The organism is Pseudomonas sp. FJ2-5-13 (assembly GCF_029201605.1).
Classification (GTDB): Bacteria; Pseudomonadota; Gammaproteobacteria; order Pseudomonadales; family Pseudomonadaceae; genus Aquipseudomonas; species Aquipseudomonas lactis.
In genome coordinates, this window is the sequence record NZ_CP104045.1 from 3464414 (window position 1) to 3480944 (window position 16531).

14 protein-coding genes are annotated in these 16531 nt (G+C 60.7%); 1 reads left to right on the forward strand and 13 read right to left on the reverse strand.

The window, feature by feature from the left end; all coding sequences use genetic code 11:
* Positions 1-471: 471 nt before the first annotated feature.
* The 12 genes from N2A98_RS14990 to N2A98_RS15045 form a co-directional block, all read right to left on the reverse strand.
* Positions 472-1716 (reverse strand): zinc-dependent alcohol dehydrogenase, encoded by a 1245-nt coding sequence (locus N2A98_RS14990; protein ID WP_137204451.1) that lies wholly within the window; start codon positions 1714-1716, stop codon positions 472-474.
* Positions 1717-1800: 84 nt separating this feature from the next.
* Positions 1801-2919, reverse strand: a complete 1119-nt coding sequence (locus tag N2A98_RS14995; RefSeq protein ID WP_275623613.1) for a carboxylate-amine ligase — start codon at positions 2917-2919, stop codon at positions 1801-1803.
* A gap of 6 nt (positions 2920-2925) precedes the next feature.
* On the reverse strand, positions 2926-3870 hold the full coding sequence (locus N2A98_RS15000) for a class I SAM-dependent methyltransferase (RefSeq protein ID WP_047711124.1): 945 nt from the start codon (positions 3868-3870) through the stop codon (positions 2926-2928).
* An 11-nt stretch (positions 3871-3881) separates the two neighbouring features.
* Complete coding sequence (locus tag N2A98_RS15005) at positions 3882-5261, reverse strand: iron-containing redox enzyme family protein (protein ID WP_275622229.1); 1380 nt, start codon at positions 5259-5261, stop codon at positions 3882-3884.
* Between the two features lie 208 nt (positions 5262-5469).
* Entirely contained in the window at positions 5470-5745 is a 276-nt protein-coding gene (locus N2A98_RS15010; protein ID WP_044273978.1) for a type II toxin-antitoxin system RelE/ParE family toxin, read from the reverse strand.
* A complete protein-coding gene (locus N2A98_RS15015) occupies positions 5745-5939 on the reverse strand; it encodes a hypothetical protein (RefSeq protein ID WP_044273976.1) in 195 nt (64 codons plus the stop codon). Before N2A98_RS15015 ends, N2A98_RS15010 begins: the two co-directional genes overlap by 1 nt.
* A gap of 147 nt (positions 5940-6086) precedes the next feature.
* Entirely contained in the window at positions 6087-7829 is a 1743-nt protein-coding gene (locus N2A98_RS15020) for an ABC transporter substrate-binding protein (protein WP_003192009.1), read from the reverse strand.
* Positions 7830-7987: 158 nt separating this feature from the next.
* Positions 7988-8260 carry a DUF2160 domain-containing protein gene (locus N2A98_RS15025; RefSeq protein WP_014718862.1) on the reverse strand — a complete coding sequence of 91 codons (273 nt, stop codon included), beginning with the start codon at positions 8258-8260 and terminating at the stop codon, positions 7988-7990.
* A gap of 11 nt (positions 8261-8271) precedes the next feature.
* The gene (locus N2A98_RS15030) at positions 8272-9072 is read right to left on the reverse strand and encodes a carbohydrate ABC transporter permease (protein ID WP_044273973.1); all 801 of its coding nucleotides are present in this window, start codon (positions 9070-9072) and stop codon (positions 8272-8274) included.
* Between the two features lie 10 nt (positions 9073-9082).
* The gene (locus tag N2A98_RS15035; RefSeq protein ID WP_005789024.1) at positions 9083-9949 is read right to left on the reverse strand and encodes a sugar ABC transporter permease; all 867 of its coding nucleotides are present in this window, start codon (positions 9947-9949) and stop codon (positions 9083-9085) included.
* Positions 9946-11043: an ABC transporter ATP-binding protein gene (locus N2A98_RS15040; RefSeq protein WP_186608015.1), complete on the reverse strand. Its 1098-nt coding sequence runs from the start codon at positions 11041-11043 to the stop codon at positions 9946-9948. Before N2A98_RS15040 ends, N2A98_RS15035 begins: the two co-directional genes overlap by 4 nt.
* Entirely contained in the window at positions 11043-12137 is a 1095-nt protein-coding gene (locus N2A98_RS15045; protein ID WP_003192018.1) for an ABC transporter ATP-binding protein, read from the reverse strand. The genes N2A98_RS15040 and N2A98_RS15045 overlap by 1 nt, the downstream gene beginning before the upstream one ends.
* Before the next feature lie 352 nt (positions 12138-12489).
* Here N2A98_RS15045 and N2A98_RS15050 point away from each other — a divergent pair, with 352 nt between their 5' ends.
* The gene (locus N2A98_RS15050) at positions 12490-14307 is read left to right on the forward strand and encodes a sigma-54-dependent Fis family transcriptional regulator (RefSeq protein WP_044273970.1); all 1818 of its coding nucleotides are present in this window, start codon (positions 12490-12492) and stop codon (positions 14305-14307) included.
* 1 nt (position 14308) lies between these two features.
* Here N2A98_RS15050 and N2A98_RS15055 read toward each other — a convergent pair whose 3' ends face one another.
* The gene (locus N2A98_RS15055) at positions 14309-16426 is read right to left on the reverse strand and encodes a TonB-dependent receptor (RefSeq protein ID WP_078803329.1); all 2118 of its coding nucleotides are present in this window, start codon (positions 16424-16426) and stop codon (positions 14309-14311) included.
* Between the last annotated feature and the right edge of the window lie 105 nt (positions 16427-16531).

A 16531-nucleotide genomic window follows, 5' to 3' on the forward strand; every position in this document is an offset into this window, starting at 1 on the left:
GCGCAGTAACAGATGCAGTGACTGCCACACCGCCATCGCAGCATACAACTCTGTGGGCTGTAGGCGCAGTCGGTAACCACGATGCGAAGCGAGCCGCTCTTGATCTTGATCTGCTTGTGATCTTAGGCGCCCCGTCAAACCACGCGGGCGGATTACGGGCACACCGAGCCCAGGCGAGGTGCCGAGTGGTGGGGCAAGAGCGCTTTGCTTACTTTGGCCTGGGCCGCCTTCGCGAGCAAGCCCGCTCCCACAGTTGGATTGTGGGGTGTCAGGTAGATAGGTGTCGGCTGTCAGGCCGCTATCGCAGGCAAGCCAGCTCCCACACTGGTCATGCATTGCCCACAAAATCAGCGCCCGGCGCAGATCCCCTGTGGGAGCGGGCTTGCCCGCGAAGGCGGCGTGTCAGTCACTGAATATTCAACTGAACCACCGCTATCGCAGGCAAGCTCCCATATTTTCCCGGGTATTGGCCTAGAACCCGGGAACCCCTTGTACGCGCAACTCAGGCGTCAGTTCGTCCAGCGGTTCGGTCAGCGGCCGGTCGTTCCCACCCGGCAGCAGGATCACCTTGCGGCATTCCTCCTCGGCTTTATCAAACAGCTCATACCCCCGCGCCGCCTGCTCCAGGGGCAGCCTGTGAGTGATGATCGCCTCCGGGTGCAGATGCCCCAGCTCGATATGCTCCAACAGCTCCGGTAAGAACCGCTGCACATGGGTCTGGCCCATCTTGAAGGTCAGGCCCTTGTCAAAGGCATCGCCAAACATAAAGCCATGGATAAACCCGGCATACACCCCGGCGACGCTGACCACTCCACCGCGGCGTACGGCAGCGATGCACTGGCGCAGGGCCTTGCCGCTGCTGCCCTCGATCTTCAGGGCCGTGAGCAGGGTTTCCGTGGTACTGCCCTTGGCCTCGAAACCCACCGCGTCCACCACGCCATCGACGCCGCGCATGCCGGCGGTCTGGCGGATGATGGTGTCAGCCGGGTCCTCGTCTTCTTCGAAGTTGATCGGGATCACGCCGTACATTTTCTGCGCATAGGCCAAACGATACGGATGATCGTCGACCATGAAGATCTGCTCGGCGCCCAGCATCTGCGCGCACGCCGCACTGAGCAGGCCCACGGGCCCGGCACCATAAATCGCCACACTAGAGCCTTTGCCAATGCCGGCATTGGTCACTGCCTGCCAAGCGGTGGGCAGAATATCGGAGAGGAACAGCACCTTCTCATCCGCCAGGGTGCCGGGCACCTTGAACGGCCCGGTGTTGGCCTTGGGCACCCTCACCCACTCCGCCTGGCCGCCGGGAATGCCGCCATACAGGCGGCTGTAGCCAAACAGCGCGGCCCCCGGTGGGATGGCTTTTTTATTCAGGATCGCACCGCGCCCATCGTTGGTGGTTTCGCAGGCGGCGAATTGCTGGAGCTGGCAGAAAAAACAATCGCCACAGGCAATCACAAACGGAATCACCACACGGTCGCCAGCTTGCACCGCGGTGACGGCCGGGCCGGTTTCTTCGACGATGCCCATGAACTCATGGCCGAAGATATCGCCGTGCTCCACGGTCGGGATCTTGCCGCGATACAGGTGCAGGTCCGAACCGCAGATTGCGGTGGCGGTGACCCGCAGAATGATGTCGTCGGGTTGTTCTATGATCGGATCGGGCACGGTATCCACCTGCACCTTGTGTGCGCCCTGGTAAGTCATCGCTCGCATGCTCTGCGCTCCTGCCGTTGAGGGGTTACTCATTAAGGGCGCAGCAGCCCCATCAGTGTTCCTTCGACGTAGAGCGACACCCGATCAATGGTCGCCGCGCGTCTGGGCCAACAGCAGGTCGACTACGTGGCGCACGCTGGCAAGCGCATCGGCGCCGCTGGCCTGGGCCTGGGCGTGCCAACGCAACTGCTCGGTCGCGCTGTTGCCGCGTAGCAGCAAGGCATTCAAGGTATCGAACAACAGCGGCTCGCCCATGGCCTCTGCGGTGGCGGCAAACGTCTGTCGGGCACATTGCAGCCATTGCTCAGCGCTGCCCAGGGTGCCGGTGTCGTCCAGCGCAAAGGTACCAGCGGCTCCATACCGCTTGGCCTGCCAGCGATTCTCCTTGAGCAGCCAGCGCGCCTCGGCACTGAAACCAGCGCCAGGACGCTGCATCGCGCAGGCATGGGTGACCATCACTCGAAACAACGTGGCGAGGGCCAAGGAGTCCGCCAGCCGTGGGCAGGCGTCGGTCATGCGCAGTTCCAGGGTGGGGTAACGCGCCGCCGGGCGAATGCCCCACCAGCCATTGCCATCGGCCTTGATCGCGCCGAGGCGTTGCAACAGGGCCAGGTAGCGCTGGTACTCGGCCCAATCGCTGAAATGTTCCGGCACGCCCATGCGGGGCCACTCGTCGCAAGCGGCCTGACGGTAGCTCATAAAGCCGCTGGGCGCGCCGTCCCAGAAAGGGGACGAGCAACTGAGCAGCAGCAACAACGGCAACCACGGCGACACCTGGTTCATCACCGCGATGCGGTCCAACGCCTGCGGCACCTGCACATGCACATGCAGCCCGCACAACACACTGCGCCGCGCTACGTATTGAATATCGTCGAACAGTTGCCGGAAATGCGCCTGATCGGTCGGCCGTTGCCCACGCCAATCGGCCAGGGGGTGGCTGCCGGCGCACACCACACCGAGGCCGAACTCAGCCAGGGATTGCGCCAGGTTGCCGCGTACTGCTCGGAAGTAGTTCTTCGCTTCGGCGCTGGAGGTGAACACCGGAGAGGCCGCCTCGATCTGGCCCTGGAACATCTCAAAGGAGAAGCCCGCGCCAATCGCTTCGCGGCAGGCCGCCAGCACCGCCGCAGACGGCTCGCCGACCATCTGACGGCTGTGCAGGTCGGTGATGAAGTATTCCTCTTCAATACCAAAGGTGAGCATCGGCATTCAGCGCAATCGGGTGACAGTCAGCGCGACCACGGCAATGCGCTCCACCTGCTCATAGCCTGGCTTTTCCAGTTCTTCACCAAAAACGTCCGGGTCCAGTTCGCGGTAGGTCCAGCCGTAGGCATCGCTGCCCAGCAGCGGCTTGACCGCCTCCAGGAAGGGATCGCTGCCGGCCACCATCGCCACCCCGGTGTACAACAGCAGGCTCCCGCCCAGGGCCAGGCGCCCGATGGACTCACTGACGATGCGCAGCGACAACTGCTCCCCCAGGGCGCCACCACCATGGCGATAGGCGCGCTGGCGGTCATCTTTCATGTACGGCGGGTTGGCGACGATCAGGTCGAACTCGCCCTCCACACTGGCCAGCACGTCACTGTGGTAAACGCTGAGGTTATTCAGCCCGGCCAGTTCGGCATTCACTGCCGTCATGCGCAGGGCACGGGGGTTGATATCCACCGCCAGCACCTGGGCGTCATGTCGGGCTTTAGCAATCACCAGCGCGCCGACACCGGCGCCACAGCCGATGTCCACGGCGCGCTTGAGGGGCTCGAAACGCTGTTGCAGGTAGGCTTCGATTACCTGGGCAAAGCGGTAGCTGTCGGGGCCGAAAAACACCGCGTCCGCCTGGTCGGTGGGATAAGGCGAATGAGCGAACAACAGCTCATCGAGGCTCGACCAACGCACCGTGCTGCGCCATAGGGCGCCATGTTTTTCGATCACATCCGCTTGCTGCAACTCCTCACGCAACGCCTCGGGCAACAGGCCTTGATCAAACGGCATCGACCACCCGAACACATCGCGCAGCGTCATTGCCAGGGGCGTCGCCAGCCGCCGATAGACACGCTCATGGGTCAAGGGCGTCGGCGTGATAAAGCGATAACCGCCCTCCTTCAACCCACGGCCCAGGTTCAACAAGGCACGATCAGCCAGTTGTTGCGCAGACATAGGCACATTCCTTAGCGCAGGCGCGCACGCAGTTGGATAAAGCGGCGAGTGGCATACAGCCCGGCAGGCGTGCAATGACGGCGTGCCGACAGCCATGGGATCAGCGCATTGAGCTGTTGCACATCGGGCAGGTTGCACAACGACTCCGCCAGGGCCTGGGTATCCGGGTCCGCTGGTCGATGCTGCTCGCGGGAAAACCGGCTGCCGCGTCCCGGCCGCACGGGCGCCACGCGTTCGCTGGCAACCCATTCACCCGCAATCCAGTCATGGATCAGTTGTTTTTCATAACCGCTGAACACCCCGAACATCGCGGCGCCAGCACCCTCGATGAGTTGCCAGAAGCGGCTGTTGGCGGGGTCTTGGTTGTGCTGGATCCAGCCCTTGTCTTCCAGGGCCTTGAGGAACGCGCCGATCTGTCCAGGCTGGGCCAGCCATTGGTTGACGGTCTGGCCTTCGAAGCGGCAATAGTCCGAATGCATGTGCTGGCCGAAGGCGCGCTTGCGCTCGAGCATCGCCACCACCTCGTCCTGCAAGTTGAAGTGTTTGATGATAGACGTGGTACCCAGGCCCAGATCATTCAGGCGGTAGCCTGCGGCCACCCGGCGATAGAAGCCTGCCTTGCCCTCACCCAGCGGCAACAGGTTCAGCACCGATTGCGCCGCCTTGCAGGCGTGGCCACTGCTGGCGTTGTCGATGGTGACATGCAGCGTGAAATAATAAGGGTCGATGCCCAACTCACTGAGTTCATAGGCGGTGATCAACAGGTGCAGCGGCAGTTGCTCGTAACCCAGGTTGAAGCCAATGACCTCCGGCAGGAACTCGTCGGCACACACACCCAGCGCCAGTTGCAGCGCGCCTTGCAGGTAATGGTCATCCTCAAGGCCGGCTTCGCTGTCGGCATCGTGTTCGCTGAGCAACTTGCGGTAGATCACCACATGGTTCTGCGCGGCTTCACCGTCGCCCAATTCTTCCAGGTAAGTGGTGAGCAGGCCGTCGAAGCGCTGGTCTTGCCAATAGCGCAGCAAGCCGTAGAGCCAGGCGCCGTCGACCTGTTTGGTCGGCGCCACGCACTGCAGAAAGTACAACGCATGGGCCTTGTTCTGGAAATACCGCCGTGGCCCACCGTTTCGGCGCTGTTCCAGATAGTCGGCATAGGCCTGGGCCACCTCGGCGCAGCGCTGCTCTACCCAGGCCAGCAGCTGTTCGGGGGCCTCTGGCAAGTCGCAATCGGTGGCTTCTACCAGGGCCAATTGATCCTGCAGGTATTCACGCGCCAATTCGGCGGCATCTTGGGTTTCGCCGTGCAGTTGTTGGTACACCCGTTGATGGCGGCCCTGGGCCGAGTCGGTGAGAGAGGCCGGCTGGCCTGACAGCGCTGTAAGGAGTGTCATGATGGCAGTTTCCGCAAAGTCCGTTACAACGGGCCTCCCACAAGGTGGCCCCGCAAGAGCGCTTGAAAAACATGCGCTTCTAAGATGCAGAACCTTGAGAGGTGCGGAAAATTCAGATGGGATTGTTAACCTGGAGACAAGCGGTCGCGGTGTTATTGCGATGGGGGCATTGGGTCAATAGTCGTGCCCAACGCGATATGAGGGGAAATCAGGGATACTCCTGCCGAGCGTGCAACACGTTGACTATCTCGATGCGCTCTGCTGTTACTCGATACACCAGGACATAATTGGGGTGAACGACGACTTCCCGAGTGCCGGGCACGCGGCCGTTCGGATACAGGTAAGGATGCTCGGTCAATGGCAGAGGCGCACCTTCAAGACGTGTCTTAATACGACGCGCAGCCCCAGGATTCTCTGCTGCAATGAAAGTAACGATGTCAATCAGGTCGCTGATAGCCTCATCAAGCCAAACGACACTCAACATCAGGCTTTGACCCTCTGCTTGCGTTCTGCTTCAAGAATAATCGCCTCAACCCTCGCCATGACTTCGTCATGGGGCACACCAGGTCCGGGGTTGGCCAGGCTTTTTTCTACTTTGGCGCGAAACCAAAGATCATGGCTACTTGCCTGCTCTTCAGTTTCAAATTCGGAAACAATTGGGGAAAGTGGAACACCCATGAGATGACCTCCTGTATGAATGCTCAGCAGTTTAGTCCCAAGCTAGCAGGCTGTCTCGGACCACCAGATGAAATGCAGGAGGCCCACCCACAAACAAAAAAACAACGGCACGCAAGCGTGCCGTTGTGTTCAGCTCATTCAGCGAAATTACTTACGTGCAGCCTCCCACTGCTTGAGCAGGTCGTTGTAGTTCACGGTTTCGCCCTTGGGCTTCTCGTTGGCCAGTTTCGGCTTCGGCGCGCCCGGCTGGTCGAACCAGTATTGCGCGTCACGCTCGGGGTTCATTTTCGGGCCGCACACCGGTTGCACCTTGGAGCGTTCCAGGCGCGTCATGATCGCGTCCTGCTCCTTGGCCAGGTTGTCCAGCGCCTGTTGCGGGGTTTTCTCGCCGCTGGCCGCTGCGGCGATGTTGCTCCACCACAGTTGCGCCAGGCGCGGGTAGTCCGGCACGTTGGTGCCCGTCGGCGACCACTCGGTGCGCGCCGGGCTACGGTAGAACTCCACGAGGCCACCGAGTTTGGGCGCCATGTCGGTCATGGCCTGGGAGTTGATATCGGACTCACGAATCGGCGTCAGGCCAACGATGGTTTTCTTCAACGACACGGTTTTGGAGGTCACGAACTGCGCGTAGAGCCAGGCCGCGAGTTTCTGCTTTTCGGGGGTGGACTTGAGGAAGGTCCAGGAGCCTACGTCCTGATAGCCCTTCTTCATGCCTTTTTCCCAATACGGCCCGACTGGGGACGGCGCCATGCGCCACTTCGGCGTACCGTCGGCATTCACCACCGGCAGGCCCGGCTTGACCATGTCGGCGGTAAACGCGGTGTACCAGAAGATCTGCTGAGCAATGTTGCCCTGGGACGGCACCGGGCCGGATTCAGAGAAGGTCATGCCCGCCGCTTCCGGTGGCGCGTAGGCTTTCATCCAGTCCACGTATTTCTGCGTGGCGAATACGGCTGCCGGGCCGTTGGTGTCGCCGCCACGGGTGACGCTGGAGCCCACCGGGTGGCAGTCCTCCACACGAATGCCCCACTCGTCCACCGGCAGGCCGTTGGGCAAGCCCTTGTCGCCGCCGCCGGCCATGGAGAACCAGGCATCGGTGAAACGCCAGCCCAGGGACGGATCTTTCTTGCCGTAGTCCATGTGCCCATAAATGCGCTTGCCGTCGATTTCCTTGACGTCTTCGCTGAAGAACTTGGCGATGTCTTCATACGCCGACCAATTCACCGGCACGCCCAGATCGTAGCCGTATTTCTCCTTGAACTTGGCCTTCAGCTCCGGCCGCTCGAACCAGTCGGCGCGGAACCAATAGAGGTTGGCGAACTGCTGGTCGGGCAACTGGTAGATCTTGCCGTCCGGCGCGGTGGTGAACGACAGGCCGATAAAGTCTTTGAGGTCCAGGGTGGGCGAGGTGAAATCCTTGCCTTCGTTGGCCATCAGGTCGGTGATGGATTCGGTCTTGCCATAGCGAAAGTGCGTACCGATCAAGTCGGAATCGTTGACCCAGCCGTCATAGATGTTCTTGTCGGATTGCATCTGGGTTTGCAGCTTCTCCACCACGTCGCCTTCCTGCAGCAGGTCATGGGTCAGCTTGATGCCGGTGATTTCACTGAAGGCCTTGGCCAGCACCTTGGACTCGTACTCGTGGGTGGTGAGGGTTTCCGACACCACGTTGATCTTCATCCCACGGAACGGCTCCGACGCCTTGATAAACCACTTCAACTCCTCCAGCTGTTGGGCTTCGGTAAGGGTCGAGGGTTTGAACTCGCTGCCGATCCATTTTTTTGCGGCATCTTCATACGCATCGGCCCAGGCCGAAGCGCTCAAACCACTGAGGGCCAGTACGGCGGCCAATGAAATGCTATGTCGCAGCTTATTGTTTTTATTCAACATAGAGACCTCCAGGTTAGTTTCAAACGGGGCTTGTAGGAGCGAGGGGGACGCCTAGTTCTTGCTCGCGAAAAACTCAAAGACACCGCGGGCTACCAGGAGCACTGCGTTATCGTTGACGATTTTCGCGAGCAAGCTCGCTCCTACAGGGTTGCGCACAGCTAGCCCCAACGCATCACACTCAACAGCCATACCAGGGAGAGCGCGGACGCCACCCAGATGCTCCAGTCGGTAACGCCAATGACCAGCAAATGCAGGTAGGCGCTGCCGAGCAGACCGATAAACAAGCGATCGCCACGGGTGGTGCTGATCGGCAGCAAACCGCGCCGCGGGATGCTCGGGGAACGCAATTCCCAAGTGGTCATGCCCGCCAGAATCAGGGCAATACCGCCAAAGAACAGCGCTGTGGGGGTGGTCCAGGCCATCCATTCCATCATCGACTCCTCTAGACCCGGCCCAGGGCAAAGCCCTTGGCCACGTGGTTGCGAACAAACCAGATCACCAGCATGCCCGGCAGGATGGTCAACACCCCCGCCGCTGCCAGCACGCCCCAATCAATGCCGGAAGCCGACACCGTACGGGTCATCACCGCTGCGATGGGCTTGGCGTTGACCGAGGTCAGCGTGCGCGCCAGCAGCAGCTCGACCCAGGAAAACATGAAACAGAAAAACGCCGTGACGCCGATACCGGAGCCAATCAGCGGGATAAAAATCTTCACGAAAAACTTAGGAAAACTATAGCCGTCGATGTAGGCAGTTTCGTCGATTTCCTTGGGCACACCGGACATGAAGCCTTCCAGGATCCATACCGCCAACGGCACGTTGAACAGGCAATGGGCCAAGGCCACGGCGATGTGCGTGTCGAACAGGCCAATGGATGAATACAGCTGGAAGAACGGCAGCAGGAACACTGCCGGGGGCGCCATACGGTTGGTGAGCAGCCAGAAGAACAGGTGCTTGTCACCCAGGAAGCGGTAGCGCGAGAACGCATAGGCCGCTGGCAGCGCCACGCTCAGGGAGATCACCGTGTTCAGGCTCACGTAGTACAGCGAGTTGAGGTAGCCGGTGTACCAGCTCGGGTCGGTGAAGATCACCTTGTAGTTGGCCAGGGTGAAATCCTGCGGAAACAGAGTCAGGCCGCCGAGGATTTCGGTGTTGCTCTTGAAGGACATGTTCAGCAGCCAGTAGATCGGCACCAGCAGGAACAGGATGTAAAGCAGTAATGGAATCAGCTTGCGTTTGCTCATGTTGGCGGCCTCAGCGGTTGGCGTCGGAATGGGTCATGGCGGTGTAGAACAGCCAGGACACCAACAGGATGATCAGGAAGTACACCAGGGAAAACGCCGCCGCCGGGCCCAGGTCGAATTGGCCGACGGCCATTTGAGTAAGCGTCTGGCTCAGGAAAGTGGTGGCATTACCCGGCCCGCCGCCGGTGAGCACGAAGGGTTCGGTGTAAATCATGAAGCTGTCCATGAAGCGCAGCATCACCGCAATCAGCAGCACGCTTTTCATCTTCGGCAACTGGATATGTCGGAACACAGCCCAGGCCGATGCACGATCAATCCGTGCGGCCTGGTAGTACACGTCCGGAATGGCCCTTAAACCTGAGTAGCACAGCAGCGCCACCAATGAGGTCCAGTGCCACACATCCATCACCAACACGGTGACCCAAGCGTCCATGGTATTGGCCGCGTAGTTGTAGCTGATGCCCATGGCGTTGAGGGTCGAGCCCAGCAGGCCGATGTCGGCACGGCCAAAAATCTGCCAGATGGTGCCGACCACGTTCCACGGAATCAGCAACGGAATGGCGAGAATGATCAGCACCAGCGAGGACCAACGGCCCTTGGTGGGCATGGTCAGGGCGATGGCGATGCCCAGCGGGATCTCGATCAGCAGCACGCAGGCCGAGTAGATGAACTGGCGCAGCAGCGAATCGTGCAGGCGTGGGTCGAGCAGCACCTGCTTGTACCAGTCGGCCCCGACAAAATAGCGGCTGGACTGGTCGAAAATGTCCTGCACCGAATAGTTGACCACCGTCATCATCGGGATCACCGCACTGAACGCCACCAGCAAGAACACCGGCAACACCAGCCACCAGGCCTTGTTGTTCTGCACCTTGTTCATGGCGCCACCTCCAGCAGGTAATCGTCGGCGTAGAGCATCAGCCATTGCGCGGGGAAGCTGATGGAGGCCTTCCCTTCCGGCACCGGCTTGTCCTCGGCCAAGCGCACTTTTAGCGTGGCACCGTCGAGGTTGAGGGTCATGATCTTGTAGGTGCCGAGGTCTTCCACATGGACGACGTCGGCTTGCAGGGCGTCAGGGTTGTACTCGTCCCATACGTGGATAAATTCCGGACGAATGCCGACCTGGAGCTTTTTGTAGTCGGTGGTGTTGAGACGTTGCTGCAACGCTTCGGACAGCGGCAACAGGGTATTGGCGAACCCTACACCGCCAGCCTTGGCCTGCACCTCGATCAGATTCATCCCAGGGCTACCGATGAAGTAACCGACAAAGGTGTGGCTGGGCCGCTCGAACAATTCACGCGGCGTACCGAACTGCACGATCTGCCCGCCATACATCACCGCGATCTTGTCGGCGAAGGTGGAGGCTTCCAGTTGATCGTGGGTGACGTAGACCATGGTGATATTGAACTGCTCGTGAATCTGCTTGAGCTTGCGCCGCAGCTTCCACTTCAGGTGCGGGTCGATCACCGTCAGCGGCTCATCAAAAAGAATGGCCGACACGTCATCGCGCACCAGGCCACGGCCCATGGAGACTTTCTGTTTTTCGTCGGCGGTGAGGTTGCGGGCTTTTTTGCTGAGCAGGTTTTGCAGGTCGAGGACTTCGGCGATCTCCTGCACCTTGCTATGGATTTTCGCTTCGGCCATGCCCTGGTTACGCAGCGGGAACGCCAGGTTGTCGAATACCGTCATGGTGTCGTACACCACCGGAAACTGGAACACCTGGGCGATATTGCGTTTTTCCGGGGTGAGCTCGTTGACCACCTGAGTATCAAACAGCACCTGGCCTTCGGACGGGCTGAGCAGGCCGGAAATGATATTGAGCAGCGTGGACTTGCCGCAGCCCGACGGCCCGAGCAAGGCGTAGGCACCGCCCTGCTCCCACACATGGTTCATTTCCCGAATGGCGTAGTCTTCTGGCCCTGTAGGCGTAGGGCTGTAGCTATGGGCCAGGTTGCGCAAATGGATCTCGGCCATCAGGCAACCCTCGCGACACGGCGCCCGGGGGCCTGGACCAAGCGGCCCTGACCATCGAACACAAACAGTTTATGGGTGGGGATATACACGCGGATCGGCGCGTCGACATCGTATTCATGCACCCCAGGCAGGTGCAGCACCAGCAGGAAGTGCTCACTGCGCACATGCAGGAAGGTTTCCGAGCCGCTGATCTCGGCGACTTCCACGGTCACCGCCAGCTCCAGGTCATCATCGTTGCTGGGCACCAGGCTGATATGGCTGGGGCGCACGCCAAAGCGGAAATCGCCTTCGCCAATGGGCCGCAGGTCAACGTTGAGTGGGAAATGCACGAAATTGGCAAAGCTCACTTCGTTGCCGCTGATGCGCCCTGGCATCAGGTTAATCGGCGGCTCGGAGAACAGCTCAGCGGCGAGCACGGTTTGCGGCTGATGGTAGACCTCGGCGGCCTTGCCGCTCTGAATCACTCGCCCCTCGTGAAGAATAGTGGTGGTGCCACCCAAGGCCAGGGCTTCGTTGGGCTCGGTGGTGGCATATATCGCGATGGTGTGGCGCGCCTTGAACAGTTCGCGCATTTCCTGACGCAGCTCTTCGCGCAGTTTGTAGTCCAGGTTGACCAGCGGCTCATCGAACAGAATCAGTTCGGCGTCTTTCACCAGGGCGCGGGCCATGGCGGTGCGTTGCTGCTGGCCACCGGACAGCTCCAGGGGGTGGCGCTGCAGGAATTTCTCGATGCGCAGCATCTTGGCGGTTTCCAGCACCTTGCTCTGGATCACCTCATTGGACACACCGGCCTGGCGCAACGGCGAGGCGATGTTCTCGAACACGGTCATGGTCGGGTAGTTGATGAACTGCTGGTAGACCATCGACACATTGCGCAGGCGCACCGGCTTTTGCGTGACGTCCACGCCGTTCATCAGGATGCGACCGCTGTCGGGTTTGTCCAGGCCGGCCATCAGGCGCATCAGGCTGGTCTTGCCCGACAGGGTGCGACCGAGCAAGACGTTGAAAGAACCGGCTTCGAACCGCAGGTTGGCGTCGTCGATCCAGGTTTGGCCGTCGACAACGCGGGAGACATGTTCCAGGGTCAATGACATGACACGACCTTTTTTATTATTGGAATGAATCGGGTCCGTTGTCAGAGCGAGTTTCGTGCCAAAACCGCAAGCGCTTGATGTGCAAGGAAATGGGTGAATCATGATGTTCAGGAGTGAACAATCCGGCTGAACAACTGAACACTGCCGGGGTTGACAATGAACAGTTGTGAACAACACTCTCATAACCAACACAGACTAAATGTGGGAGCGGGCTTGCTCGCGAATGCAGTGGGTCAGTCAATCATCGGTCGACTGATACACCGCATTCGCGAGCAAGCCCGCTCCCACAGTTTGAATCGGTTTCTTCAGTTAGATATGCAAAAACAATAACAATAAAAATGAAGGTCGCACGATGGCCGAACCCTTGACCCACGACACCCTTATCCAGGAATCCTGGCGCCGTTGCCGCGCCTACGGCCTGGACCACCAGAGCGCCCCCAGCTTTGACCAACTGCCCGCCGAGGGCATTCGCCAACTTTTGGAAAGCCAGCATTCCCTGGTACAGACCACCCACCAGGAAGTATTGCCCTACTACGAAAACATTCTCAGCAATTCCAATTGCCTGATCATGCTGGCCGACAATCAGGGCCAGGTGCTGACCTCGTGGGGCACCCAGCGGTTTATCGAACCCACGCTGGCCCGAGGCTTCAGCCCCGGCGCCAGTTGGATGGAACGCGCCAGCGGCACCAATGCCATCGGCACCGCGCTGGCTTGCGCCCAGGCCGTGCATATTGAACACGATGAACACTTCCTCAAGGCCAACCGCTTCATGACCGGCTCCGCAGCGCCGATTTTCGACGCTCAGCGCGAAATCATCGCGGTGCTGGATGTGTCCAGCGACAGTTACCTGCCGCCCTCCCACACCCTGGGCATGGTCAAGATGATGAGCCAGACCGTGGAAAACCGGCTGATCCTCAACCTGTTTCGCGGCGAACACTTCCAACTGACCTTCAACACCGGCCTGAGCAACCTCGACAGCCAATGGGCCGGCCTGCTGATCTTTGATGAAAGCGGCCAGGTGCTGTCGGCCAACCGGCGTGCGGATAACCTGCTGGGCATCAGCCTCTCGCGGGTGATGATCGACAGCCTGTTCAAAGTGTCGCTGCTGGAGCTGCTCAACCAACCGGAAGGGCTGCCCTTCGCCTTGCAGGCGGCGGGACGCAATCGGTTCCAGTGCCTGTTGAAGCGGCCCAAGCAGATGCCGGTGCAAGCCCGGGTGTTCAGCCAACCGCCGCCGCCAGCACCGACGTCGATCAACCTCCAGACCCTGCATTTTGGCGATGTGCGCGTGGAAAAAGCCGTGCGCCAGGCCGAGCGCCTGCTGGAAAAAGACATTCCGTTGTTGATTCACGGCGAGACCGGCGTGGGCAAAGAGGTGTTCGTCAAAGCCCTGCACCAGGCCAGTTCCCGCAGCCGCCAGGCGTTGATCGCGGTGAACTGTGCGGCGATTCCTGCAGAACTGGTGGAATCGGAACTGTTCGGCTACGAAAAAGGCGCCTTCACCGGCGCCAACCAGAAAGGCAGCATCGGCCTGATCCGCAAGGCGGACAAGGGCACGCTGTTTCTCGACGAGATCGGCGATATGCCGCTGCCGACCCAGGCCCGCCTGTTACGGGTGCTGCAAGAACGCTGCGTGCAACCGGTGGGCAGCAGCGAGGTGTTCCCGGTGGATTTGCGCATCATCTCGGCGACCAACCGCGCCTTGCGCGAGCTGGTGCAGGCTGGGCGCTTTCGCGAAGACTTGTACTACCGCATCGGCGGGCTGACCCTGGAACTGCCGCCATTGCGCGAGCGTACCGACAAACAGGCGCTGTTCCAGCAACTGTGGCAGCAACACCGCGAACCGACTCAATGGGCCGGGCTGAGCGCCGAGGTGCTGAGGTTATTCGAGCAACACCCGTGGCCGGGGAATTTACGCCAGGTGAGTAGCGTGTTGCAGGTGGCGCTGGCAATGGCCGAAGAGCAGCCGATCCGCGCAGAGCATCTGCCTGATGATTTTTTCGTGGATTTGCAGGCGACGGTACCGCAGTCCAAACCCGAACACCTGGATGAACGCCTTGACCTGAACCAGCGCCTGGAAGCCGTGGGCGGGAATATTTCCCACCTGGCGCGGGAGCTGGGGGTGAGTCGCAACACCCTGTACAAGCGCCTGCGCCAGCACGAAGGCTGATTTAACGCCAGCTCCAGGAAACGCCGGTGTAGATACCCCGCCCATCAGCGGGGGTGGAACGTGCAGCGTCCATGCCTTTGTCGTCGTAGCCCGGCGTGACGGTATTGGCGTAACGGCGGTTGGTGAGGTTGCGCAGGTCGACCCAGGCTTGCCAGTCCTGCTTGGGCGCGTCGTAGCCGAAGGTGGCGCCAAGGGTGGTGTAGGCCGCCGCGTAGTAGGAATTGGCGTAGTCCACCGCTACCCGTGATGCATGCTCGGTGTTGAGGCTGGTGTAGAAACCCGTCGGGTGACTGTAGCGCAATTGCGCCTGGTAGTAGTGCTTGGGAATGCCGGGCAAGGTGTTGTCGCCGAAACGGTCGTCGTCGCGGTAATGGAAGTCGCTGAACGTGTAGGCCTGGCGCAGGTCGAGCTTACCGCTGCGCCCGCCGTCCCACAGCGGGCTGAGCAGGCTCAGTTCCACACCCTGGTGCACGGTGGGACTGGCGTTGGACTCGGCGATGATGGCATTGCTGGTGGCGGTCTGGGCCTGGGTCTCCACCGAAAGCAGCTCGTGGCGAACCTCCGAACGATAGAGCGCCAGGTCCCATTGGCCGAGCCAGGCTTCACCGCGCCCGCCGATTTCCAGGGTGGTAGCGGTCTGATTGCGCAGCTTCACACCTTCGCGTTGCAACCCCGTGGCCGCCCCACTGCCCGGGCCGAAATATTTGTTCGAACCCCAGATCATCGACCACGCGTGCGGTGGCTCTACCGAGCGGCTCAGGTTGCTGTAAATCTGCAACTGCGGGGTGAAGTCGTAACGCAAGCCAATGCGCGGCGCATAATCCCAATCATGCTGACTGATCGGCGCCTGGCCGTCGGGGTAAGTGACCTGGGTTTCGCGGCGCGTATAGATCGCGGCGAGGCCGGTGGTCAGCCACAGATCCTCCACCAGTTCCAGCTCATTGCCTACATGCAGCACGGTATCGGAACCCAGGTAGCTGTAGTCGCGGGTCCTGGTGCCGGGGGCATAAGTGGCGGTATTGCCCGCAGGGATGCGGACGTATTCCGACGCTCCATTGTTCGGCATCGCCTGGGTGGTACGCAGGCCGAGCGTGGTGGTGCTGGCGTGGCCGAACAGGCTGTCCTGGCGGATGTAATTCAGGGTGCCGCTGATATCGGTGTAGGCGACCTTGAGGCGGTTGGTGCCTTCGCGCAGGTCCATGGGGTAATCGTGATAGGCCAGCCCGACCTCGACCCGTGAATTATCGTCCAACCGCAAGGTGGTCTTGTTGGCAATCCAGGTAGAGCCCGGTTGCAGGCGCTTTGAATCGCGGGCGGCATTGAGGCTGTTGGCGGCACGCGGATCATGGCTGATCTGGTCACGCGTGAGCCTGCCGGGAGAATCGTTGGTGGTTTCGCGATAACGCAAATAGAAGCGCGTTTCCAGGTCCGGGTTAAAGCGATAGCCGAAATTGGCAGCGATGCCCTTACCGCTGCCGGCGCTCTGGTGCTGATAACCGTCGGACTCCGAATCGGTGAGGCTGATGTAATAGTCGGCGTCCCCCAGCACTTGCCCGGAACTGACTTCGCGCTGGGCATAGCCGCGACTGCCGACCTCATAGCGCACTTGCAGCTTGGGCGCGTCCAAGCCGGTGCGGGTGACGTAATTGACCGCGCCGCCCAAGGCCAACGCGCCCTGATCGAACCCGTTGGCGCCACGCAGCACCTCTACCCGGCTTTGCCACAGCGGGTCCTTCAGCTCATAAGGCGTACCACCTGGGCCGGTAAGCGGCAGACCGTCGAACATTTCATACAGGCCGGAGGCGTGGGCACCGGGGGCGCGGTTCAGGCCCGAGCCACGAATGGACACCTTCACCCCTTCGTTATTGGCCGCCTTGGCGTACACACCGGCCTGATATTTGAAAACGTCTTCGTTACTGCTGACCCGCCCCTGTTGCACGCTGTCCATATCGATGTAATTGGTGCCGCCGGGCACGCTCTTGAGCTGCGCTTGGGCGATTTCTGCGGCGCTGGCCTCAGCCGTGGTGACTTCAACCGGCGCCAATTGCAGGCCTTCGGCCTGTACCAGCGAACTGAGGGTCAAGGCGGCAAAAATAAACGGGGGGTGGCGCAGCAGCATTGGGGGCAGGTCCTTGGAATCCGGGAACGTGCCAGGCCAAGCCCACCACGCGAACAGTGATGGGAAGGCAGGCACGCCCCTCAGGTCACTCCTTAATGACGGACA